Below are 22,142 nucleotides of genomic sequence, written 5' to 3'. Positions count from 1 at the left end.
TATCAGCGGCGTAAACATGACCCAAGGCCAGGACGCATGGCCAGGATCATCCGCGACCCGGCCGCCAGTAAATCCTGAGATTGCCATCGGCCCCCTGCCGGTAAATCGTGTACGGCAAGGCAACGGTGTCCAGTGCACCGGACAACGCCAGGTCCAGCAAAACCAGTGGTACAAGAAAACCCGTGGGGTCCGGCGGTGCATTCAGCACACAAAAATCGTAGGCCATCCCGCTGTAGATTCGCGGGATGGACTGGCAGTAGGTTTTTTGTTTGCGCAGGTCACGCGCCGCGTCTTCGTCATTTTGCAGGACGGTGACGGCGGTGCCGCAGCCAGATAGCGCCAGTGAGAATGTGCCGAGCAGAACAGCCGTTTTAATCGTCAAGATTTGCCCTCCATGAACGTCAGGCAAACTAGCATTGCGGCTATTCAGGGCACAGTTCATGGGGTCTGGGGATCATGTAGGACATTTCATAAGAACTTGTCCGCCTGATCTCCGGTGGCTGTGCCGGCCCCATCGCGAGCAGGCTCGCTCCCACAATTGATTTACTGTGAACACAAATCCAATGTGGGAGCGAGCCGGCTCCGGGCGGCGTTCCGACGATAGGACCGAAGGTCCGATTCAGGCAGCGCTGGCGATTTCTTTGGGCAGCCGCTGATCGATAACCTGATACAGCGCGCTGCTCTCAGGCCAATTGCGCATGAACCGCGCCCGGTCCCGCGCATACGCCGGGGCGAAGCTGGCGAGCGAGCCGTGCTGACGCATCGCGTCCAGATCGATCAGTGCCCAGCGATCTTCCTGCCAGAACAGGTTGTGGCCCTTGAAGTCGCCATGGCTGATCCGCTCGCGAATCAGCTCTGCAAACAACTGATCCAGTGCCACCAGCTCTGCCTCGGGCGCTTCACCGCTTTCAACGTACGGCGCAAACCGCTCGATGATGTCCGGCCCCGCCAAATGCTCGGTCACCAGATACGCCCGGCTGCGCAACCAGAGAAAACGTTTTTCCAGCACGGCCAGCGGTTTCGGCGTGGCAATACCAAGGAATGCCAGCCGATTGCCTTCGCGCCATGAGTTCCAGGCACGGCTCGGGCGCCAGAAGCGCTTGAGCCAGTGGGCAAAGCCTTTGATGTTGTAGCGCTTGATTACCAGCGTCCGACCGTCCACCGCGACTTTTCCGACACTCGCCGCGCCGCCGGTCTTGTACAGATGGCCCTGATCGAGCAATGCATCGGCCTGCTCCAGCACCGGCAACATCGCTGTTTCTTCCTCGCGGCGAATCGCCCGCAACCCGAAGGCCCCGCGCTGCACACTGAACAGCGTGCATTCGCGTCCGACCTTGATCAGGAAGTCCTTGAGGCGCCAGCTGCGGACCTTGTCGATCTGTTTCTGCAACGCTTCCATGGGCAAGGCATGCTCGCCATTGCTCAGCAGGTAATAGACCAGCAATTCTTCGGTGAAAGGCTCCAGCGCCTTGGGCAACTGGGCGAAAAACACCCCGAGATTTTCCAGGACCTTCTGCCGCGACAATGGCTGGCCGGGGGTTTCGCTGCAGATCCCCGCGCCGTCGATCAGATACAGTCGACCGCCCTGGCGCAGCAGGTTGTCCAGGTGCAGGTCTTCCTGCCACAGCCCTTTGCGGTGCATCTGGCCGATCGCGCCCAACGCCTCGGCCAACACGGCCCCTTGCCCATCCGCGAGCACCGGCAAGTGCTCGACCTGTTTCCAGGTATCCCCCAGGCTCTCGGCGCCTTCAAGGAAATCGAACAGCAGCCAGCCGCCCTCGCCGTCCTTCAAGCCGTCGGCCAGCAGCTGCGGCGTGGTCAGACCTTGAGCGGCGAGCAAGCGCACACCGTCCAGTTCTCGCTGAAAATGCCGGGCCGCCTTGGTGCCGACCAACAACTTGGCCAGCACCGGACGGCCACGCCAGACACCGGCGCCGACATAACGCTGGCCCGGCAACACCCGCAACAGACTCAACAATTGCAACTCGGCAGGACCGGCGGCATCGGCCAGTGAAACGCTCAGCGGCAGAGCCGGGCTACGGCCGGTGTTTTTCAGTTCGGACAAACGCATCAGCGCGCCTCCTTGTGGCTGCGCCGCGCGGTCAGTCGCGCCAGCCAGCTGTCGATCAGCGAACTGTCCTGCGATTGATCCAGGTAAGCGGCCAGCAATTCACGTACCTGCGCATCGCTCCACTCGGGCGCCCGCCGCGTCAACGGTTCCAGATCCTTGACCCGGTCACGTCGACCCCACAGCAGCGGCCGGGTTTTCTCCAGGTCGATCAATTGAGCCTGGTAACCGTCGCCCGTGGCCCGCAGAAAAATGTGTTTGGGATAGAAGCAGCCATGAACCTGACGCGCCGCGTGCAGGCGCCGAGCCAGCTCGCCACACGCCTGCAAAATCGCCGAGTGCTGCGCGCCACTTAACTCCGACCAACGCTGCAGCAGCGAATCCAGGTCATCCCAACCGTCCAGCGCACGGGTCAGCAGAATCGCCCGGACTTCGCCCTCGACTTTGCGCTCACCGAAGAACGCCGCTTTCAGCGCCGGAATGCCAAGCTTTTCATAACGACTGATGTTGCGAAATTCCCGGGCAAAACTGGGTTCGCCAAACGGCGCATGCAACGTGCGCATCTGGTAGTTGCTTTGCCGCTTGAGGTAGAAGCCGTGACCTTCAAGATCCAGCCGAAACACGCTGCTCCAGCCACCGCGCACGGTGTTGGGCTCATCCACAGCATCAAGCTGCCTGGCCCAAAGCGCATCGAAGTTGCCGAGGCCGTGGCGCTCCAGTAGCGCACGGTCTTCAGCAGCCAGAAAATCAGTCATTCGCGCCCCTCGAAAAATCTAACCACGTGCCGGATCCGTTTTTTGTCGGCGGCATTGAGTCGTGTCCGTTGGCTGTATTGCAGGTAAAAGCGCAGGCGTTGAGTCGCCGACAGCTGATACTTGGCGACCTTGTCCAGGCACGCCAGATCCTTGGTGATACGGTACTTGAGCCAGAAGCCGCGCCAGAAATTACCGTTGGGGCAATCGATCAGGAACAGCCGGGCCTGGTCGTCGATCAACAGGTTGCGCCACTTCAGATCGTTATGGGTGAAGCGGTGGTCGTGCATGGTCCGGGTGTAACCGGCCAATTGCCGACTGACATGATCGACCCAGGCGCGATCCGCCAGTTTTGGATCATGCCGTTCAGCCAGGATGGACAGGTCCACGGTTTGCGGCAGTTCAAGGGTAATCATCGCCCCGCGAGCGTACGCCGCACCGCGCCGCTCCAGGCCCCAGGCCACCACTTCAGCAGTGGGAATGCCCCATTTGGCGAAGCGCTTGAGGTTCTGCCACTCCATTTTCACCCGCGGCTTGCCCAGATAACGGCGCAAGCCCTTGCCCGCGCCGACGTAACGCTTGACGTAATAGTTGACGCCATTGCGATTGACGCGGATGACTTCGGACAATGGGTCGTGAGTCAGTCGCTCGCCCTTAAGCGCAAACACCGCTTCAAGGCTGCCGAAATCTTCTGCCAGCTCGCTATAAGCAGGTTCCAGTTTCCAGCCCGACATCAGAGCGCATCCCCGTATCGCTGTTTACGGTCGTAGAGTTTGTTGGCCTTGCCTTCCAGCCAGGCGAGCAGCCCCGCTTCTTCCGACAGAACCTGGCGCAGCGGTTGCTGGAAGTAGCCCTTGAGGAAACGCAATTTGTCGCGCTGGGTCAAGCCGATGTCCAGGGCCGAGAAGTACAGCGCCGCCAGATCCTTGTTACGCCAGCGCTGGGTAATCGTCGGGCGGGTCTGGGCGCGGTGCAGGTCGATCACCGAGAGCTTGAAATCGTCGGCGGTCACCGGTTTATCGGTGTGCAACAGGAAGTGGCAGATGTAGCAGTCGCGATGGTTGACCCCGGCGCGGTGCATCATGCCGGTCATGCGCGCGACTTCGGCGATCAGCGCGCGCTTGAGTTTGGGCTCCGGCGGTTGCTTGACCCAGTCGATACTGAAATCTTCGAGGCTGACGGTCGGCGCCAGCTCTTCGGTAACGATGAACGAATGCTGGTCCGCCGGGTTGCTGCCCTTTTCACCGTAGGCGACAGCGGTCATGGTCGGCACACCGACTTCCTGCAGGCGCTGAATGGCTTTCCACTCCTGGCCCGCACCGAGCACCGGCAGTTTGGCGGTCAGCAGGTTCTTGAAGATCTCGCCCCAGCCAATGCCACGGTGGATCTTCACGAAAAAACCATGGCCGTTCACTTCGGTGCGCAAGGTCCGGCGCGCTTCCAGCTCGCGATAAACCTCGCCCTGCAAGCCTTCGACTTCGGCGAACGGGTCGCGCCCGGCCCAAAGGCTCTTGAACGGTTCAGCCAGCATCAACTTCATTTAGCGTGCTCCGCCAGAATCACATCGGCCGCGTGTTGCGGCATGCTGTAGAGGTCGGCCGTCTCGGCGAAGGCCAGACCATTGCGGCTCCAGGCCGCCCGTGCTTGAGCGTCGTTCAACATGCTGGTCAGGTATTGCGTCAGTTGCGCCTGATCGAAGGGTTCATCCAGCACCAGGCCGGCGTCGGCCTCGGCGATGTAATGAGCGTAACCGCACACGGCGCTGACCAGTACCGGCAACCCGGCCACCAGGGCTTCGAGCAACACGGTCCCGGTGTTTTCGTTGTACGCCGGGTGGATCAACAGGTCGGCACCCAGCAGAAAACGCGGGATATCGCTGCGCCCCTTGAGGAACGTCACGTTATCACCGAGTCCCAAGGTGGCGCTCTGCACCTGGAATAACTTGGGGTCATCCTGGCCAATTACAAACAGCCGGGTGCGTTTCTTCAGGTCAGCGGGCAATGCGGCCAGTGCCTTGAGGCTGCGATCCACGCCCTTGGTCTTGAACCCGGAGCCGATCTGCACCAGCAACAACTCGTCGTCCTGCAAGTTGAATTCACGACGGAACCCGGCACGAATCTCAGCCGCATTCGGTGGCGCACGACGGTCCTGAGAAATGCCCGGCGGCAACAAATGGAAGCGTTCCAGCGGCGTGTCGTAATGTTTGATGAACAGTGGTTGCTGGACTTCGGAGATCATCAGTACTTCAGTCTTGGCGTCCTTGGCGAACACCGCGCGCTCGTACTCGGCGAAGTGCCGGTAGCGGCCCCAACGACGGTACAGCGAGTTACGCAGGTTCTGCGCCTTGTCTTCGAAGCAGCCATCGGCGGCGTAGTAGACGTCCAGGCCTGGCATTTTGTTGAAACCGATCAGACGGTCCACCGGACGCTTGGCCAGATCGGCCTCCATCCACTCGCTGAGTTTCTCGTTGCGACGATGATTGAAGAACGCCTTGACCGGCGCCACCAGCACTTCGAAACCCGGCGGGATGTCGCCCTCCCAGATCAGCGTGTAGACACGAATCTGATGACCGCGCTGCTGGCATTCCAGGGCAATGCGCATGAAATCGCGCTGCAAGCCCCCGAACGGAAAGTACTTGTACAAGACGAATGCCAATTGCATCAGCGCAGCTCCTCAGCCAGTAACAACGTGCTCAGTCGGGTCGCGACACGCTCGGGATTCAAACGCGTGAAGCACAGCGGCGACTCGCGTTTCAGGTCAAACCGGCGGGCATCTTCGGCCGTCGGTTGATAGGTGCATTTCTTTTGCAGGCAGGGTGCGCAGGGGAAATCGCTGGCCATGTGAATCTGTGCCTTGCCATACGCGCCGGTCAGGCCGGGGTTGGTCGGACCGAACAGCGACAGCGTTGGCACATCGAGTGCGGCCGCAAGGTGACCAAGACCGGTGTCCACCGCCACGCACGCTTGCGCGCCGGCCAGCACTTTGCCGATGCCCGCCAGGTTCAGCTTGGGCAGCACTTCGACGTGGCGCATGTCTTTGGCGATGCGTTCAGCCCGGGCCTTCTCGGCCGGATTGCCCCACGCCAGCTTCACGCCGACGCCCAGATAGCCAACGCGCTCGGCCAGTTCGCGCCAATAGGCTTCAGGCCAGTGTTTGGTGTCCCAGGTGGTGCCGTGCAGGAACAGCACGTAAGGATTCTTGCGCGGCAATTCCACCAGGCGCTCGACGTTCAGGCCGTAATCGCCCAGACCTTTTGGCAAGTCGTAACCCAGGGCGATGGCGAACAATTGACGCACTCGCTCCACCGCGTGTTGGCCACGGGCAACCGCCAGCCGCCGATCATAGAAGCGCGCAGCAATCGGCTCGCGCGCAGATCCTTTATCCAGGCCCGCCACCGGCGCCTTGACGTAGCGGGTCAACAACGCGCTTTTCAACAGGCCTTGCGCGTCAATCACCAGATCATATTTCGTGGCGCGAACGCTTTGCTTGAAGCGCTTCCACTCGCCACTCTTGATGGTTTGCCAGATGTTCTTGCGCCAGCGACGGATCGCCACCGGAATCACCTTGCCCACGGCCGGGTGCCAGGTCGGGATCTCGGCGAAACCTTCTTCCACCACCCAGTCGAACGTGATGCCGGGAATCGCCCGGGATGCGTCGGTCAACGCCGGCAACGCATGAATCACGTCGCCCAGCGAAGAAGTCTTGATCAGCAGAACCCGCAAACTATTTGACCTCGACCACAGTGCCCTGCAACCGCTGCAAGGCTTCGTTCACCGCTTGCGGCATCAGCTGGCGCAGGCAGTTGTAATGACCAAAACGGCACGTGCGATCAAAGCACGGGCTGCATTCGATTCCCAGGCGCACGATCTCGACATGTTCGGCCAGCGGCGGCGTGAAGCCCGGCGACGTCGAACCATACACCGCCACCAACGGGCGATTGAGGGCCGCGGCGACGTGCATCAGGCCGGAATCGTTGGACACCACCGAATCGGCGCAGGACATCAGGTCGATGGCCTCGGCCAGGGACGTGCCGCCGCTGAGGTTCACCGACTCTTCACGCAGGCCGGGAATCAGCCGCGCGCGAATGTCTTCGCCCACGGCGTGATCATTTTTCGAACCGAACAGCCAGACTTGCCAGCCTTCGCGAATCTTCGCTTCGGCGACCTGGGCGTAATGCTCGGACGGCCAGCGCTTGGACTCGCCAAACTCGGCACCAGGGCACAGCGCCAACACCGGACGGTCGAGGCTCAGGCCGAATTTGGCCAGCGCCGCTTCACGGGTGACCGGATCGATCTGCAAGGTCGGGCGCGGATACGGTTTCGGCAGTTCAAGGCCGGGCTCGTACGCCAGCGCCATGAAGCGCTCGATCATCAGCGGGTAACGTTCTTTGTCCAGCGTGCGCACGTCATTGAGCAAGCCGTAGCGGAACTCGCCACGCCAGCCGGTGCGTTTCGGGATGCCGGCGAAGAACGGCACCAGCGCCGACTTCAGGGAATTGGGCAGCAGGATCGCCTGGTCGTACTGACCGGCCAGGGATTTGCCGATGCGCCGACGCGTCGCCAGCTCCAGCGCGCCGTGGCCGAGCGGAAAGCTCAAGGCCTGGCGAACTTCGGGCATGCGCTCAAGAATCGGCCGGCTCCACTCGGGGGCCAGCACGTCGATTTCGCATTGCGGGTGGCGTTGCTTGAGACACTGAAACAGTGTCTGCGCCATCACCATGTCACCGACCCAACTGGGCCCAACGATCAGAATTTTCATGTGGTTTCCAAAAACGAACCGGGGAGGCATACGCCTCCCCGCCTCGAGAATCACTGTGGGAGCCTGTTTGCTCGCGATGGGATCATCACATCCAACATGACTGTCGACTGTCACTCCGCTATCGCGGGCAAGCCCGCTCCTACATGGGTATTGGTGCACATCCAGTGCGGTGCAGCTTAGCTACCTAAATCTACAAAACACTGCAGATCTACTGTGGGAGTGAGCCTGCTCGCGATGGCGGCGTGACAGTCAACATAAATGCTACATGTTACGGCCTCATCGCGAGCAGGCTCGCTCCCACATTTGAATTTCGTCGCTCCAACTGGCGAGATTCAGCTCAATCCCAGCTCGCGCCAGATCCGTAATACCTGCCGCCGTTCGTCCGCGAACTGGTCGCCCGGTATCACCCCGGCGTCCTTCTGCAAGGCCTGCCGGTGCGCGGCGGAGCGGTAGGCTTTATAGGCCTCTCGCAACAGGCTGGCGTCTTCGGCGGGCATCAGCCCTTCGTGTTCCAGCTCTTCCAGAATGCGGATATTGTCGGTCCAGCGCAGCAATGGCGGGTGTGTTTCGGACCACGCCAGAGCCGCGTATTGCACCATAAATTCAATATCGACGATACCTCCCGCGTCCTGCTTGAGATCGAACGGCGCCGTGGCTTCGAAGGCATTCGCCCCGGTGCCGGCCGCGGTGCTCTTGCTGCCAAGGTTATCGCGCATCTTCGCGCGCATCTCGCTGACCTCCTGACGCAAGGTCGGCAAATCCCGAACTTTGCCCAATATCGCCGCGCGAACCTTCTCGAACGCCTGGCCGACATCCTGACTGCCCACCAGCACCCGCGCCCGTACCAGCGCCTGATGTTCCCAGGTCCAGGCTTCGTTTTCCTGATAACGGGCAAACGCCCCGAGCGAACTCACCAGCAGGCCCGAAGCACCGGATGGTCGCAGGCGCATGTCCACCTCATACAGCTGACCGGAGTTGGTCTGGGCGGTGAGCAAGTGAATGATCCGCTGCCCCAGCCGGGTGAAAAATTGCGCGCCGTCGATCGGTTTCGGCCCGTCGGTTTCTGCCTGCGGATCGCCATCATGAATGAACACCAGGTCCAGGTCCGAACCATGCCCGAGTTCCAGCCCGCCGACTTTCCCGTAACCGACAATGATGAAGCCGGGATCGCACAAGGTGCCATCGGTGCGCTGCGGCGTGCCGTATTTGGCCACGGTCTGGCGCCAGGCCAGGGCCAGCACTTGTTCGAGGATCGCTTCAGCAAGCCAGGTCAGGTAATCGCTGACTTTCATCAGCGGCAGGCTGCCGGCGATTTCCGACGCAGCGACGCGCAAACGGTGCGCCAGTTTGAAATGGCGCAGGGCTTCCATTTGTTGTTCGAGGTCATCCTCGGGGATTCGTGTCAGGCGCTCGCGCAACTCGGCGGCCAGTTCCGGCGCCAAGGGCGGCTTGAACAACCGGCCTTCGTTAAGCAATTCGTCGAGCAGCAGCGGGAAGCGCGTGATCTGTTCAGCGATCCACGGGCTCGCGGCGCATAAGGTCAGCAAACGTCGCAGCGCGCCGGGGTTTTCAGTCAGCAGCACCAGGTACGCGGAGCGTCGGGCCACTGCTTCGACCAGTGGCAGCACGCGCTCCAGCACCAGATCCGGGTTGGCGTGCTCGACCGCCTGGGCCAGCAACCGTGGAATGAACGCATCAAGGCGTTCGCGGCCCAGACGCTGCATCGCGCGCAATTGCGGGCTGCTGCGCAGGCTGGCCAAGGCTTTCAGCGCTTTGGTGGCATCGGCGAAACCGCCCTCCTCCAATTGGCGACAAGCGGCCTCTTCGTCCTGCGCCTCCTCCCACAATGGCAGCCATTCACCGCCGACCACCACTTCGCTTTCGGTGCCTTCCTCTTCATCAGGGTCGGCGATCACCTGGCCAAAGTGCCAGGCCACGCGACCGCGCCAATACATCAGCTGCTCATGAAAGGCGTCCCAATCGGCGAAGCCCAACATAAAGGCAATGCGCGCCTGATCCTGCGCCCCGTCCGGCAACATCTGCGTCTGGCGGTCGGCAATCGCCTGGATCGCGTGCTCGGTGTAACGCAGGAATTCGTAGCCTTCGCGCAGCTCGCTGACCACCGCCGGCGGCAGGTAACCCTGACCTTCCAGCGTGCTCAGTACTTTTAATAGAGGACGTTGTTGCAGGCTCAGGTCGCGACCACCGTGGATCAGCTGGAACGCCTGGGCGATAAACTCGACTTCGCGGATGCCGCCGGAGCCGAGCTTGATATTGTCGGCCATGCCCTTGCGCCGGACTTCCTGCTGAATCAGCTGCTTCATCGTGCGCAGCGCTTCGATGGCGGAGAAGTCCAGGTAACGCCGGTAAACGAACGGGCGCAGCATGTCTTGCAGCTGTGCGCCGGCCACTTGGTCGCCGGCCACCACCCGCGACTTGATCATCGCGTAGCGCTCCCAGTCACGGCCCTGATCCTGGTAATACTGCTCCAGCGCGTTGAAGCTCAACACCAGCGCACCCGACGAACCGTAAGGGCGCAGGCGCATGTCGACGCGGAACACGAAGCCGTCAACGGTCATCGGGTCCAGCGCCTTGATCACGCGCTGACCGAGGCGGATGAAGAACTCCTGATTATCCAGCGAGCGTTTCACGCCGACGGTTTCGCCGCCCTCGGGGTAGGCGAAGATCAGGTCGATGTCCGACGACAGGTTCAACTCGACCGCGCCGAGTTTGCCCATGCCGAGAATGACCATTTGCTGCGGCTCGCCGCTGCGCCGGCCGGTGGGCACGCCAAACTGCTGGCAATGCCGCGAGTACAACCACTGATAGGCCTGATCGATGCTCGCATCGGCCATGTCCGAGAGGTCGCGGCAGGTCTGGACCAGATCGGCCTGACGGGTCAGGTCGCGCCAGATGATCCGCACTTGATGGCGGGTGCGCTGGCGACGCAGGGCGCGACCGAGCTCGTCTTCGGTTTCAGCCGCGTTCACCGCTGCCGCAATCTGCGCGCACAGTTCGCCGGGAGCATAGCCACGGTCCAGCTCACCGGACTGCACCAGCGCCAGCAACATCAAAGGGTCACGTGCGCTCTGTTCAATCACGAAGTCGCTGGCGGCGGTGACGCGGGCGAATTGCGCCCAGCGCTCAGGCGTCCAGGCGGACAGGCCATGATCATCATCAAGAGCATCGACGGCCGCACGGAACGACTGCTCGGCGCGGGTGACAAACGGCAGGAGAATGCCGGGCAGTTCAGCAAGCGTAGGGAGGCTCATGGTCTATCCTTGATCGGCGTGTAGGAGGCTGCATGTAGTGAATTTTCAAATTGCACTACCTGATCGACTGTCGAACAAAGGTTAGAAATAGCTGAAATTTCTTTATTTTTGGCAGGCAGCATCAAGCTTTCACCTTTTTCGGTTGGCAAAAGACCAACCTTAACGATTATTCTCACAACGTAGCCGGAGGCCACAAGCCGCTCATCTGTAGTTTTACTACTCGTATATACATTCGAATAGCTGAAATGCCCGATGATTTGTAGTAAAACTACACGCCGCCGAATCCTACCTCTCGGCAATCCAAGAATTTATATCGTCTGCCCACAAGGCCAGTCGCAAACTCAGGCAACCGATTCTGGAAGCCTTTCCGCCCTGGAGCAAGCCATGCAAGACCTCGATCCCGTCGAAACCCAGGAATGGCTGGACGCCCTGGAATCGGTTCTCGACAAAGAAGGCGAAGACCGTGCTCACTATCTGATGACCCGTATGGGCGAACTCGCAACCCGCAGCGGTTCGCAATTGCCTTACGCCATCACCACGCCATACCGCAACACCATTCCCGTTACCCACGAAGCACGCATGCCTGGCGACCTGTTCATGGAACGCCGCATTCGCTCGCTGGTACGCTGGAACGCGATGGCCATGGTGATGCGCACGAACCTGAAAGATTCTGACCTGGGCGGTCACATCTCCAGCTTCGCTTCCAGCGCAACCCTGTACGACATCGGCTTCAACTATTTCTTCCAGGCCCCGACCGACGAACACGGCGGCGACCTGATCTACTTCCAGGGCCACACCTCGCCAGGCGTTTACGCCCGTGCGTTCATGGAAGGCCGCATCACCGAAGACCAGATGAACAACTTCCGCCAGGAAGTGGACGGTCAGGGCCTGTCGTCCTACCCGCACCCTTGGCTGATGCCTGATTTCTGGCAGTTCCCGACTGTATCCATGGGTCTGGGCCCGATCCAGGCGATCTACCAGGCGCGCTTCATGAAGTACCTGGAAGCCCGTGGCTTCATTCCGGAAGGCAAGCAGAAAGTCTGGTGCTTCCTGGGCGACGGCGAGTGCGACGAGCCGGAATCCCTGGGCGCGATCTCGCTGGCTGGCCGCGAGAAGCTCGACAACCTGATCTTCGTCATCAACTGCAACCTGCAGCGCCTCGACGGCCCGGTTCGCGGCAACGGCAAGATCATCCAGGAACTCGAAGGCGTGTTCCGCGGTGCTCAGTGGAACGTGACCAAAGTCATCTGGGGCCGTTTCTGGGACCCACTGCTGGCCAAAGACGTCGACGGCATCCTGCAACGTCGCATGGACGAAGTCATCGACGGCGAGTACCAGAACTACAAAGCCAAAGACGGCGCGTTCGTGCGTGAACACTTCTTCAACACGCCAGAACTCAAGGCGATGGTTGCAGACCTGTCCGACGACGAGATCTGGAAACTCAACCGTGGCGGCCACGACCCGTACAAGGTCTACGCGGCGTACCACGAAGCGGTCAACCACAAAGAACAACCGACCGTCATCCTGGCCAAGACCATCAAAGGTTATGGCACCGGTGCCGGCGAAGCGAAAAACACTGCGCACAACACCAAGAAAGTCGACGTCGACAGCCTGAAGTTGTTCCGTGATCGTTTCGACATCCCGGTCAAAGACGACGAGCTGGAAAACCTGCCGTTCTTCAAGCCAGAGCCAAACAGCGCCGAAGCCCGCTACCTGAGCGAGCGCCGTACTGCACTGGGCGGCTTCGTGCCACAGCGCCGCGCGCAGAGCTTCAGCGTACCGACGCCATCGCTGGATACGCTCAAGGCGATCCTCGACGGCTCGGGCGACCGTGAAATTTCCACCACCATGGCCTTCGTGCGGATCCTCGCGCAGCTGGTCAAGGACAAGGAAATCGGCCCGCGCATCGTTCCGATCATCCCGGACGAAGCCCGTACCTTCGGTATGGAAGGCATGTTCCGTCAGTTGGGCATCTACTCGTCCGTCGGCCAGCTCTACGAGCCAGTCGATAAAGACCAGGTGATGTTCTACAAGGAAGACAAAAAGGGCCAGATCCTCGAAGAAGGCATCAACGAAGCGGGCGCCATGAGCTCCTTCATCGCTGCCGGTACTTCGTACTCCAGCCACAACCAGCCAATGCTGCCGTTCTACATCTTCTACTCGATGTTCGGCTTCCAGCGTATCGGCGACCTGGCCTGGGCTGCCGGCGACAGCCGTACCCGTGGCTTCCTGATCGGCGGCACCGCCGGCCGGACCACGCTGAACGGCGAAGGCCTGCAACACGAAGACGGTCACAGCCACATCCTGGCTGCCACCATCCCGAACTGCCGCACCTATGATCCAACCTACGGCTACGAGCTGGCGGTGATCATTCAGGACGGCATGAAGAAGATGACCGAAGAGCAGCAGGACGTTTTCTACTACATCACCGTGATGAACGAGTCCTACCAGCAGCCAGCCATGCCGGCCGGTGTCGAGGAAGGCATCATCAAGGGCATGTACCTGCTCGAAGAAGACACCCGCGAAGCGGCGCACCACGTTCAGCTGATGGGCTCCGGCACCATCCTGCGTGAAGTCCGTGAAGCGGCGAAGATCCTGCGTGAGCAGTTCAACGTTGGCGCCGACGTGTGGAGCGTCACCAGCTTCAACGAACTGCGTCGCGATGGCCTGGCCGTCGAGCGCACCAACCGTCTGCACCCTGGCCAGAAGCCTAAACTGAGCTACGTCGAAGAGTGCCTGAACGGCCGTCAAGGTCCGGTCATCGCGTCTACCGACTACATGAAGCTGTTCGCTGAGCAAATTCGTCAGTGGGTCCCGTCCAAGGAATTCAAAGTCCTGGGCACCGACGGTTTCGGCCGCAGTGACAGCCGCAAAAAGCTGCGTCACTTCTTCGAAGTCGATCGTCATTTCGTGGTGTTGGCAGCCCTGGAAGCATTGGCTGACCGTGGTGACATCGAACCTAAAGTGGTGGCTGAAGCCATCGCCAAGTTCGGTATCAACCCGGAAAAACGCAACCCACTGGACTGCTGAGGAGAGATTCTGTGAGCGAACTCATTCGCGTACCTGACATCGGCAGCGGTGAAGGTGAAGTAATTGAACTGTTTGTGAAGGTCGGCGACCGTATCGAAGCCGACCAGAGCATCCTGACACTTGAGTCGGACAAGGCGAGCATGGAAGTGCCTGCGCCGAAGGCCGGTATCATCAAGAGCCTGAAAGTGAAGCTGGGCGACCGCCTGAAAGAAGGCGACGAACTGCTGGAGCTGGAAGTCGAAGGTGCCGCTGCTGCGGCTCCTGCTGCTGCCGCGCCTGCTGCCAAAGCCGCAGAGAAACCGGCCGCTGCTCCAGCGCCGGCCGCTCCTGCTGCTGCGCCAGCTGCCGCTTCGGTTCAGCAAGTGCACGTGCCGGACATCGGTTCGGCAGGCAAGGCCCAGATCATCGAGATCCAGGTCAAGGTCGGCGACACCGTCGAGGCTGATCAGTCGCTGATCACCCTGGAATCCGACAAGGCGAGCATGGAAATTCCATCGCCTGCCGCTGGCGTGATCAAAGCCATCAGCGTCAAGCTCAACGACGAAGTCGGCACCGGCGACCTGATTCTGGACCTGGAAGTGGCAGGTGCTGCGGCACCGGCTGCGGCCGCGCCAGCTCAGGCGGCTGCTCCTGCCGCTGCACCTGCGCCAGCCGCTGCCGCCCCGGCCGCACCGGTTGCCGACAGCGTTCAGGACATTCACGTCCCGGACATCGGTTCGGCGGGCAAGGCCAAGATCATCGAAGTACTGGTCAAGGCCGGTGACACCGTCGCCGCCGACCAGTCGCTGATCACCCTGGAATCCGACAAGGCGAGCATGGAAATCCCATCGCCTGCCGCTGGCGTGGTGGAAAGCATTTCCATCAAGCTGGATGACGAAGTCGGTACCGGCGACCTGATCCTGAAGCTGAAAGTCAAAGGCGCTGCGCCTGCTGCTGCCCCGGCTGCGGCGTCGGCTCCAGCCGCTGCGGCACCGAGCGCTCCTGCGCCAGCCGCCGCTGCTCCTGCTGCTCCAGCACCTGCGGCGGCCCCGGCCAAATCGGGCGCCAAGGTTCACGCAGGCCCTGCGGTACGCCAACTGGCCCGCGAATTCGGCGTCGAGCTGAGCGCGGTCAGCCCAAGCGGCCCGCACGGTCGAGTGCTGAAAGAAGACGTGCAGGTTTACGTCAAAGCCATGATGCAGAAGGCCAAGGAAGCACCGGCCGCTGCTGCCGGCGCAACCGGTGGCGCGGGCATCCCGCCGATTCCGGTCGTGGACTTCAGCCGCTTCGGTGAAACCGAAGAAGTGCCGATGACTCGCCTGATGCAAATCGGCGCGTCGAGCCTGCACCGCAGCTGGTTGAACATCCCGCACGTGACTCAGTTCGATTCGGCTGATATCACCGAGCTGGAAGCGTTCCGTATCGCTCAGAAAGCCGTTGCAGAGAAGGCCGGCGTCAAGCTGACCATCCTGCCGCTGCTGCTCAAATCCTGCGCGCACATGCTCAAGGAACTGCCGGACTTCAACAGTTCGCTGGCACCAAGCGGCAAGGCGATCATCCGCAAGAAGTACGTAAACATCGGCTTCGCCGTCGACACCCCTGAAGGCCTGCTGGTTCCGGTCATCAAGAACGTCGACCAGAAGAGCCTGTTGCAACTGGCAGCCGAAGCCGCTGCGCTGGCTGCCAAAGCCCGCGACAAGAAGCTCACCGCTGACGACATGCAAGGCGCCTGCTTCACCATTTCCAGCCTCGGCCACATTGGCGGCACCGGCTTCACGCCGATCGTCAACGCGCCGGAAGTGGCGATCCTCGGTGTTTCCAAGGCAACCATCCAGCCAGTCTGGGACGGCAAAGCCTTCCAGCCGAAACTGATGCTGCCGCTGTCGCTGTCCTACGATCACCGTGTGATCAACGGCGCCGCTGCTGCACGCTTCACCCAGCGTCTGAGCAGCCTGCTGGCGGACATCCGCACCATCTTGCTGTAACACCGGCCAGCCCTCCTTCACCGGAGGGCCGTTCGCGTTTCACGTTTTCCGAGCGCCACGCTCGTACCTCAACCCCGCCAATTTGGCGGGGCTTTTTTTGACTTGAAGAAAGTCACTTTCCTACGTTCGTGGTTGAGTTAGCCCACAACTCGAATCCACTTCGGCACGATATTTTTTGCCGGTCTCCCACTAGGCTTGGCTATACAAATGACTAACTAAAGGTTTAGTCGGCTTACTTATTTAGTTAACACCCCTTCGAATGGATTCGAATATGTTTAAACCTACAGTCGGCCCGATTATTGGCCACACTACAACTCAACATGCCCGTATTTTTTTACGTGGCGACTTACAAAAAGACACTTTGGCGTTTGGTGGAATTCGTTATCGACGCAGCGGTGATACACCGTGGTCCAAAGCAATATTCAAACAACTGACAAGCGCGCGAGACATGTGCGACGTCTTTGCCCTCAACGATCTCGCCACCGATACCGAGTACGAATACCAGGCTGGCTGGTTCAGCCCCATGAGCCCCGTGCACACCGTGGAGACGATTCAGGAACTGCCGCTGCAATGGCCCAGGCATGTCTACCGTTTCAGCACCCAGTCCGGCAATCCCGCAGCGCCACGGGCTTACATCGTCGGGTCATGCCGTTACCTGCGGATGACGGTCGGTGCACCTTCGTTCCCGCATCTGGGCGACCGGATCTTTGCCTCCATCACCAACCTGGCGCAGCGCGCCGAAACGCCCATCAGCGCCCTGTTGATGACTGGCGACCAAGTCTATATCGACGACTTGAACATCATCGCCCCTGATCGGGAATACAACGAAATACTCAGCAAGTACCGCATGGCTTTTTCCCAGCCGCACATTTCAAAGTTAATGTCCGGCACGCCGACTTACATGATCCTCGACGACCATGAAATCGAAGACAACTGGCCCGCCAATAAAAACAAAAACGATGACCTTCTCTATAACAATGCCATCGCCGCCTATGAGTTGTATCAAGCCAGCCATAGCCCGGCCCATGAGTTGCTTGAGGATGGAAACATCCGTCTCCCCCTGAAACGCTATTGGTATCAATTCACCAACGGGGATATCGAATGGTTTGTCACTGACAGCCGGACCCGACGCAACCTGTCGGCCGGCGACCGGCGCATTTTCGACGAAGAGCAGGAGCAGGCCCTGTGCGAATGGCTGATCCACAGCCCGGCCCGGGTCAAATTCGTGGTCACTAGCGTGATGTTCTACCCCGACCGCAAACGCCTGGGCGATGACGCCTGGAAAGCCTTTCCGGAGCAACGACTACGGCTGCTGGAGACCATTCGTACACGCCGCATCAAGAATGTGTTCTTCGTGTCCGGTGATGTGCACGGCTCCCTGACCAGTCGATTGACCCACAGCGAAGACCCGGACTTCGAGGTGCACACCATCGTCTCCTCGCCGCTGTGCAACAGCAAATTGCTGCCCTACGCCAAAGCCTCCACCTTCATCCTTGATCAGCCACTAGCCCGAACAGCCGCCGGAGATTATCGGCATGAACTGACCAGCCAGGTCATCAGCCAGGACAATTTCGCGCACCTGATCGTTGAGCCAGAACAGATCCGCATCAGTTATCACGACCGCGATGGCAAACTTTTACAGTCGACGAGCATTACGTTGCGGTGATGCCAAAAACATCGCCAGCAAGCCGGCTCCTACAGAAATTACGCGACCCCCTGTAGGAGCCGGCTTGCTGGCGATAGCGACCTCAAACTCTGCGCCGCCCTTCAGGCCGCCATCGCTGGCAAGCCAAGCCCCTACAGGTTCGGTGTCGCCCCGCAGATCGAGAAATCACGCAAACCTCTGTAGGAGCCAGCTTGCTGGCGATAGCGGCCCCGAATTTTGCGCCGCCCTTCAGGCCGCCATCGCTGGCAAGCCAGGCTCCTACAGGTCCGGTGTCGCCCCGCAGATCGAGAATTACCCCACCTCCCCTGTAGGAGCCAGCTTGCTGGCGATAGCGGTCTCAAACTCTGCTCCGCCCTTCAGGCCGCCTTCGCTGGCAAGCCAGGCTCCTACAGGTCCGGTGTCGCCCCGCAGATCGAGAATTACCCCACCTCCCCTGTAGGAGCCGGCTTGCTGGCGATAGCGGCCTCAAACTCTGCGCCGCCCTTCAGGCCGCCATCGCTGGCAAGCCAGGCTCCTACAGGTCCGGTGTCGCCCCGCAGATCGAGAATTACCCCACCTCCCCCTGTAGGAGCCAGCTTGCTGGCGATCAGCCCCAACGCTTTTTCCAGCGAAATACGTTAGTTTTCAGCCATTACTGAAGAAATGTTCACGCCGGCCGACATATTCTTATAGCACTTGGCCTTCATGTCTCTTGTCAGTCGGTGTCGCAATGATGCAACCTTGCCGCAGGCAACAGTAAAGAGGGCGAGAGCCCAGCGCGATCAGCACATTCGAAGCGAGTTACCCTCCATGAAAAGCCAACCCGATGCCGCCAGCCGTATGGTGGCCGAGGTAGTGACGCAGTTGCCGGTGCCCTCGCGGCTCGGCATGCTGCGTTTCGAACGGCTGAATGAACCCAGCTGGGCGCTGCTGTTTCTCGATCCCAATTGCGAGCGACAGTTCGGCCTGCCCGCGGTGGAACTCTGTGCGCTGGTCGGTTCGCCCTATGCCAGCCTGATGGAGCCCGAAGCGCGCTATCAGCTGCATGACGCGGTCCAGCAACAACTCACCGATAGCCCGCATTACCTGATCCGCTACACCTTGCACACCGCCGCAGGCACCCTGAGCCTGCTGGAACTGGGCGAAGCCTACAAACAACACAATCGACACCTGCTGCGCGGCTACCTGCTGGTGGTCGATGGCATGTTCCAAGGCGATCCGCTGCTGCCGGCGCTGGACCTCGAAACCCAGAACTCGCGCTTGCAGATCGCCCTGGAACTCAATCAGCGCGCCCAACAGGAGCAGCTCCTGCACCTGGACCGCGTGCGCGCCCAGCAAGACTTGATCCTGCTGCTGACCCGCCAGCGCTACAGCACCGGCAACTCCCTGCAAGAAGCCGCCGAGCTGATCACCCGCAGCGCCTGTGACATCTACGAAATCGACTGCGCCAGCCTGTGGAACCTCGACGGTTCGATGTTGGTGCCGATCTCGGCGTATCACCGCGCCACCCAGGAATACGCTCTACCGGAGCCGATCGACATCAGCGGCTTCCCCGATTACATGGACGCGCTGCACGGCAGCCGTGCAATCGATGCCCACAATGCGATTCGCGATCCGCGCACCCGGGAAATGGCCGAAAGCCTGCGCCCGCGCGATGTGAACGCGATGCTCGACGCCAGCATTCGTGTCGATGGCCAAGTGGTCGGCGTGCTCTGTCTGGAGCAGACCGGTGCGACCCGCGCCTGGCAGTCCGACGAAATCGCCTTCGCCGGCGAGCTGGCCGACCAGTTCGCCCAGGTCATCAACAACCACAACCGTCGCACCGCCACCAGCGCCCTGCACCTTTTCCAGCGTGCGGTCGAGCAAAGTGCCAACGCCTTTTTGCTGGTCAATTGCGACGGCGTGGTGGAATACGTCAACCCGAGTTTCACCGCGATCACCCAGTACTCCACCGAAGAAGTCCACGGCCAGCGGCTGTCGGAACTGCCGGCCCTGGAAAACCTCAGCGAACTGCTGTTCGACGCGCCCTCGGCGCTGGCCAAGAGCAACAGTTGGCAGGGTGAATTCAAGAGCCGCCGCAAAAACCTCGAACCCTACTGGGGCCAGTTGTCGATTTCCAAGGTGTACGGCGACAACCGCGAGCTGACGCATTACATCGGCATCTACGAAGACATCACCCAGACCAAACTCGCACAACAGCGCATCGAGCGCCTGGCCTACACCGACAACCTGACCAACCTCGGTAACCGCCCGGCGTTCATCCGTAATCTCGATGAGCGCTTCGCCCGAGACAGCGATACCCCGATCAGTCTGCTGCTGGTGGACATCGACAACTTCAAGCGAATCAACGACAGCCTCGGCCACCAGACCGGCGACAAACTGCTGATCAGCCTGGCCCGACGCCTGCGCAACAGCCTGATCCCGAGCGGCAGCCTGGCGCGCTTCGCCAGTAACGAATTCGCCGTGCTGCTGGACAACACCGACCTCGCGATGGGCCAGCAAGTCGCCAACCAACTGCTGGCGACCCTCGACAAACCGATGTTCGTCGACAACCAGCTGATCAGCGTCACCGGCTCCGTGGGCCTGGCCTGCGCGCCGCTGCACGGCCGTGACCCGCAAACCCTGATGCGTAACGCTGGGCTCGCGCTGCACAAGGCCAAGGCCAACGGCAAGCATCAGGTTCAGGTGTTCACCGAAGCGCTGAACGCCGAGGCCAGTTACAAACTGTTCGTCGAGAACAACCTGCGCCGCGCCCTGACACAGAACGAGCTGGACGTGTTTTACCAGCCGAAACTGTGCCTGCGCAGCGGTCGCCTGCTGGGCATGGAAGCGCTGCTGCGCTGGAACCATCCGGAAAAAGGCATGATCCGCCCGGACCAGTTCATCAGCGTCGCCGAAGAAACCGGGTTGATCATCCCGATCGGCAAATGGATCGCCCGTCAGGCCTGCCGCATGAGCAAAGACCTGACGGCCGCCGGCCTGGGCAATCTGCAAGTGGCAATCAACCTGTCGCCCAAGCAGTTCTCCGACCCGGACCTGGTGTCGTCGATTGCCAACATCCTCAAGGAAGAAGCGCTGCCTCCAAGCCTGCTGGAGCTGGAACTGACCGAAGGCCTGCTGCTGGAAGCCACCGAAGACACCCACTTGCAGCTCGACCAGCTCAAGCGCCTGGGCCTGACCCTGGCCATGGACGACTTCGGCACCGGTTACTCGTCGCTGAGTTACTTGAAAAAATTCCCCATCGACATCATTAAGATTGATCGAAGCTTCATTCACGAAATCCCGGACAACCAGGACGACATGGAAATCACCTCCGCGGTGATCGCCATGGCCCACAACCTGAAACTCAAGGTCGTGGCTGAAGGCATCGAGACGGCCGAACAGCTGGCTTTCCTGCGCCGCCACCGCTGCGACGTCGGCCAGGGCTACCTGTTCGACCGACCGATTCCGGGCTCCGAGCTGATCGAAAAGCTCAAGCGCTACCCACGCGGCCCAATCGCCTGACCACACCGCAATCCCTGTGGGAGCGAGCCTGCTCGCGATAGCGGTGCATCAGTCACCAACAGTGTCATCTGACACACCGCATTCGTCGGAACGCCGCCCGGAGCAAGCCCGCTCCCACATTGGATAGTGCGTAACCAGGCAGCATTGGGCAAACTGGCGGTCTGACTACCTACATTTCAACCTGACTGAGAGGACTGATCATGGTTCTGCGCTCGGAAATTCTGGTGAACAAAAACGTGCTCCCTACTAAAGAACAAGCTCTGCCTGGCCGCGAATCCCCGATGACCGTGCCGGAAAAACACTTCGTCCACGACGCCCCGCTGCTGGGCCCGTTCGCCATGGACGTGGACTTTGCGATCTTCGGCCTGGGTTGCTTCTGGGGTGCTGAGCGCAAGTTCTGGCAGCGCGAAGGTGTGGTGAGTACGGCGGTGGGTTACGCCGGTGGCTTCACGCCGAACCCGACGTATGAAGAAGTCTGCTCGGGCCTGACCGGCCACAGCGAAGTGGTACTGGTGGTCTACGAGCCGGCGAAAGTCAGCTATGAAGAACTGCTGAAAATGTTCTGGGAACTGCACAACCCGACTCAGGGTATGCGCCAGGGCAATGACATCGGCACTCAGTACCGCTCGGTGGTCTACGCCACCAACCCGACGCAACTGGAAGCGGCCAAGAACAGCGAAAAAGTGTTCCAGGCCGAACTGACCAAGGCGGGTAAAGGCACCATCACCACCGAAATCGAAGAAGCGCCGACGTTCTACTTCGCCGAGGCCTATCACCAGCAATACCTGGCGAAAAACCCTGAAGGCTACTGCGGGATTGGCGGCACCGGCGTCACCTGCCCGATCTGACCCAACGCAGATCAAAATGTAGGAGCCGGCTTGCTGGCGATGGCAGCGGGAAATCCAGCGTTGATCTCTCGGCCGTCATCGCCAGCAAGCCGGCTCCTACAGGTTATATGTCAGCCACGAGATTGCGCTCGACACACGACTGATTGGCAGGACCAGCGTCACCCACCCAATCCGATCCGACGCAGATCCAATTGTAGGAGCCGGCTTGCTGGCGATGACGGCGGAAAATCCAGCGAAGATCTCTCGGCCGCCATCGCCGGCAAGCCGGCTCCTACAGGTTTCGTGTCAGACACAATATTGA

At 60.7% G+C, this 22,142-nt stretch carries 15 protein-coding genes; 5 read left to right on the top strand and 10 right to left on the bottom strand.

Annotated elements, in window-relative coordinates; all coding sequences use genetic code 11:
- Positions 1-46: 46 nt before the first annotated feature.
- The 10 genes from J4E42_RS04620 to J4E42_RS04575 form a co-directional block, all read right to left on the bottom strand.
- Positions 47-382, bottom strand: a complete 336-nt coding sequence (locus J4E42_RS04620; RefSeq protein WP_192226902.1) for a YceK/YidQ family lipoprotein — start codon at positions 380-382, stop codon at positions 47-49.
- A 237-nt stretch (positions 383-619) separates the two neighbouring features.
- Positions 620-2,071, bottom strand: a complete 1,452-nt coding sequence (locus J4E42_RS04615) for a lipopolysaccharide kinase InaA family protein (RefSeq protein WP_207284713.1) — start codon at positions 2,069-2,071, stop codon at positions 620-622.
- Positions 2,071-2,823, bottom strand: a complete 753-nt coding sequence (locus J4E42_RS04610; protein WP_008040359.1) for a lipopolysaccharide kinase InaA family protein — start codon at positions 2,821-2,823, stop codon at positions 2,071-2,073. The genes J4E42_RS04615 and J4E42_RS04610 overlap by 1 nt, the downstream gene beginning before the upstream one ends.
- Positions 2,820-3,554, bottom strand: coding sequence for a lipopolysaccharide kinase InaA family protein (locus J4E42_RS04605; protein WP_008040356.1), 735 nt, complete (start codon positions 3,552-3,554; stop codon positions 2,820-2,822). The genes J4E42_RS04610 and J4E42_RS04605 overlap by 4 nt, the downstream gene beginning before the upstream one ends.
- Complete coding sequence (gene rfaP, locus J4E42_RS04600) at positions 3,554-4,360, bottom strand: lipopolysaccharide core heptose(I) kinase RfaP (RefSeq protein WP_008040354.1); 807 nt, start codon at positions 4,358-4,360, stop codon at positions 3,554-3,556. The genes J4E42_RS04605 and rfaP overlap by 1 nt, the downstream gene beginning before the upstream one ends.
- A complete protein-coding gene (locus J4E42_RS04595) occupies positions 4,357-5,481 on the bottom strand; it encodes a glycosyltransferase family 4 protein (RefSeq protein ID WP_008027854.1) in 1,125 nt (374 codons plus the stop codon). Before J4E42_RS04595 ends, rfaP begins: the two co-directional genes overlap by 4 nt.
- Entirely contained in the window at positions 5,481-6,542 is a 1,062-nt protein-coding gene (gene waaC, locus J4E42_RS04590; RefSeq protein ID WP_008027853.1) for a lipopolysaccharide heptosyltransferase I, read from the bottom strand. Before waaC ends, J4E42_RS04595 begins: the two co-directional genes overlap by 1 nt.
- Position 6,543: 1 nt before the next feature.
- The gene (waaF, locus tag J4E42_RS04585) at positions 6,544-7,578 is read right to left on the bottom strand and encodes a lipopolysaccharide heptosyltransferase II (RefSeq protein WP_207284712.1); all 1,035 of its coding nucleotides are present in this window, start codon (positions 7,576-7,578) and stop codon (positions 6,544-6,546) included.
- 332 nt (positions 7,579-7,910) lie between these two features.
- A complete protein-coding gene (gene glnE, locus J4E42_RS04580) occupies positions 7,911-10,850 on the bottom strand; it encodes a bifunctional [glutamate--ammonia ligase]-adenylyl-L-tyrosine phosphorylase/[glutamate--ammonia-ligase] adenylyltransferase (protein WP_207284711.1) in 2,940 nt (979 codons plus the stop codon).
- On the bottom strand, positions 10,847-11,044 hold the full coding sequence (locus tag J4E42_RS04575; RefSeq protein WP_157214357.1) for a hypothetical protein: 198 nt from the start codon (positions 11,042-11,044) through the stop codon (positions 10,847-10,849). Before J4E42_RS04575 ends, glnE begins: the two co-directional genes overlap by 4 nt.
- 190 nt (positions 11,045-11,234) lie before the next feature.
- Here J4E42_RS04575 and aceE point away from each other — a divergent pair, with 190 nt between their 5' ends.
- The 5 genes from aceE to msrA all read left to right on the top strand — a co-directional run bounded on the left by aceE (position 11,235) and on the right by msrA (position 21,841).
- Positions 11,235-13,880, top strand: coding sequence for a pyruvate dehydrogenase (acetyl-transferring), homodimeric type (gene aceE, locus J4E42_RS04570; protein WP_008027850.1), 2,646 nt, complete (start codon positions 11,235-11,237; stop codon positions 13,878-13,880).
- 11 nt (positions 13,881-13,891) lie between these two features.
- On the top strand, positions 13,892-15,844 hold the full coding sequence (aceF, locus tag J4E42_RS04565) for a dihydrolipoyllysine-residue acetyltransferase (RefSeq protein ID WP_207284710.1): 1,953 nt from the start codon (positions 13,892-13,894) through the stop codon (positions 15,842-15,844).
- Between the two features lie 271 nt (positions 15,845-16,115).
- Positions 16,116-17,510 carry an alkaline phosphatase D family protein gene (locus tag J4E42_RS04560; RefSeq protein WP_207284709.1) on the top strand — a complete coding sequence of 465 codons (1,395 nt, stop codon included), beginning with the start codon at positions 16,116-16,118 and terminating at the stop codon, positions 17,508-17,510.
- Positions 17,511-18,299: 789 nt separating this feature from the next.
- Positions 18,300-20,993, top strand: a complete 2,694-nt coding sequence (locus J4E42_RS04555; protein WP_207284708.1) for a GGDEF and EAL domain-containing protein — start codon at positions 18,300-18,302, stop codon at positions 20,991-20,993.
- Between the two features lie 200 nt (positions 20,994-21,193).
- Complete coding sequence (msrA, locus tag J4E42_RS04550; RefSeq protein ID WP_008040336.1) at positions 21,194-21,841, top strand: peptide-methionine (S)-S-oxide reductase MsrA; 648 nt, start codon at positions 21,194-21,196, stop codon at positions 21,839-21,841.
- The last annotated feature ends 301 nt before the right edge of the window (positions 21,842-22,142 follow it).

This window comes from Pseudomonas sp. FW300-N2A2, from assembly GCF_017351735.1.
Taxonomy (GTDB): Bacteria; Pseudomonadota; Gammaproteobacteria; order Pseudomonadales; family Pseudomonadaceae; genus Aquipseudomonas; species Aquipseudomonas migulae.
The sequence above is the reverse complement of the archived record's forward strand: the minus strand, read 5'-3'. Positions and strand labels throughout refer to the sequence as shown.

What these genes read in the sequence shown, in the direction of transcription:
- J4E42_RS04615 (WP_207284713.1), bottom strand. Translation starts at nt 2,071, where the DNA reads ATGCGTTTGTCCGAACTGAAAAACACCGGCCGTAGCCCGGCTCTGCCG.
- waaF (WP_207284712.1), bottom strand. Translation starts at nt 7,578, where the DNA reads ATGAAAATTCTGATCGTTGGGCCCAGTTGGGTCGGTGACATGGTGATG.
- msrA (WP_008040336.1), top strand. Translation starts at nt 21,194, where the DNA reads ATGGTTCTGCGCTCGGAAATTCTGGTGAACAAAAACGTGCTCCCTACT.
- J4E42_RS04610 (WP_008040359.1), bottom strand. Translation starts at nt 2,823, where the DNA reads ATGACTGATTTTCTGGCTGCTGAAGACCGTGCGCTACTGGAGCGCCAC.
- J4E42_RS04560 (WP_207284709.1), top strand. Translation starts at nt 16,116, where the DNA reads ATGTTTAAACCTACAGTCGGCCCGATTATTGGCCACACTACAACTCAA.
- J4E42_RS04555 (WP_207284708.1), top strand. Translation starts at nt 18,300, where the DNA reads ATGAAAAGCCAACCCGATGCCGCCAGCCGTATGGTGGCCGAGGTAGTG.
- J4E42_RS04605 (WP_008040356.1), bottom strand. Translation starts at nt 3,554, where the DNA reads ATGTCGGGCTGGAAACTGGAACCTGCTTATAGCGAGCTGGCAGAAGAT.
- aceE (WP_008027850.1), top strand. Translation starts at nt 11,235, where the DNA reads ATGCAAGACCTCGATCCCGTCGAAACCCAGGAATGGCTGGACGCCCTG.
- J4E42_RS04595 (WP_008027854.1), bottom strand. Translation starts at nt 5,481, where the DNA reads ATGCAATTGGCATTCGTCTTGTACAAGTACTTTCCGTTCGGGGGCTTG.
- rfaP (WP_008040354.1), bottom strand. Translation starts at nt 4,360, where the DNA reads ATGAAGTTGATGCTGGCTGAACCGTTCAAGAGCCTTTGGGCCGGGCGC.
- glnE (WP_207284711.1), bottom strand. Translation starts at nt 10,850, where the DNA reads ATGAGCCTCCCTACGCTTGCTGAACTGCCCGGCATTCTCCTGCCGTTT.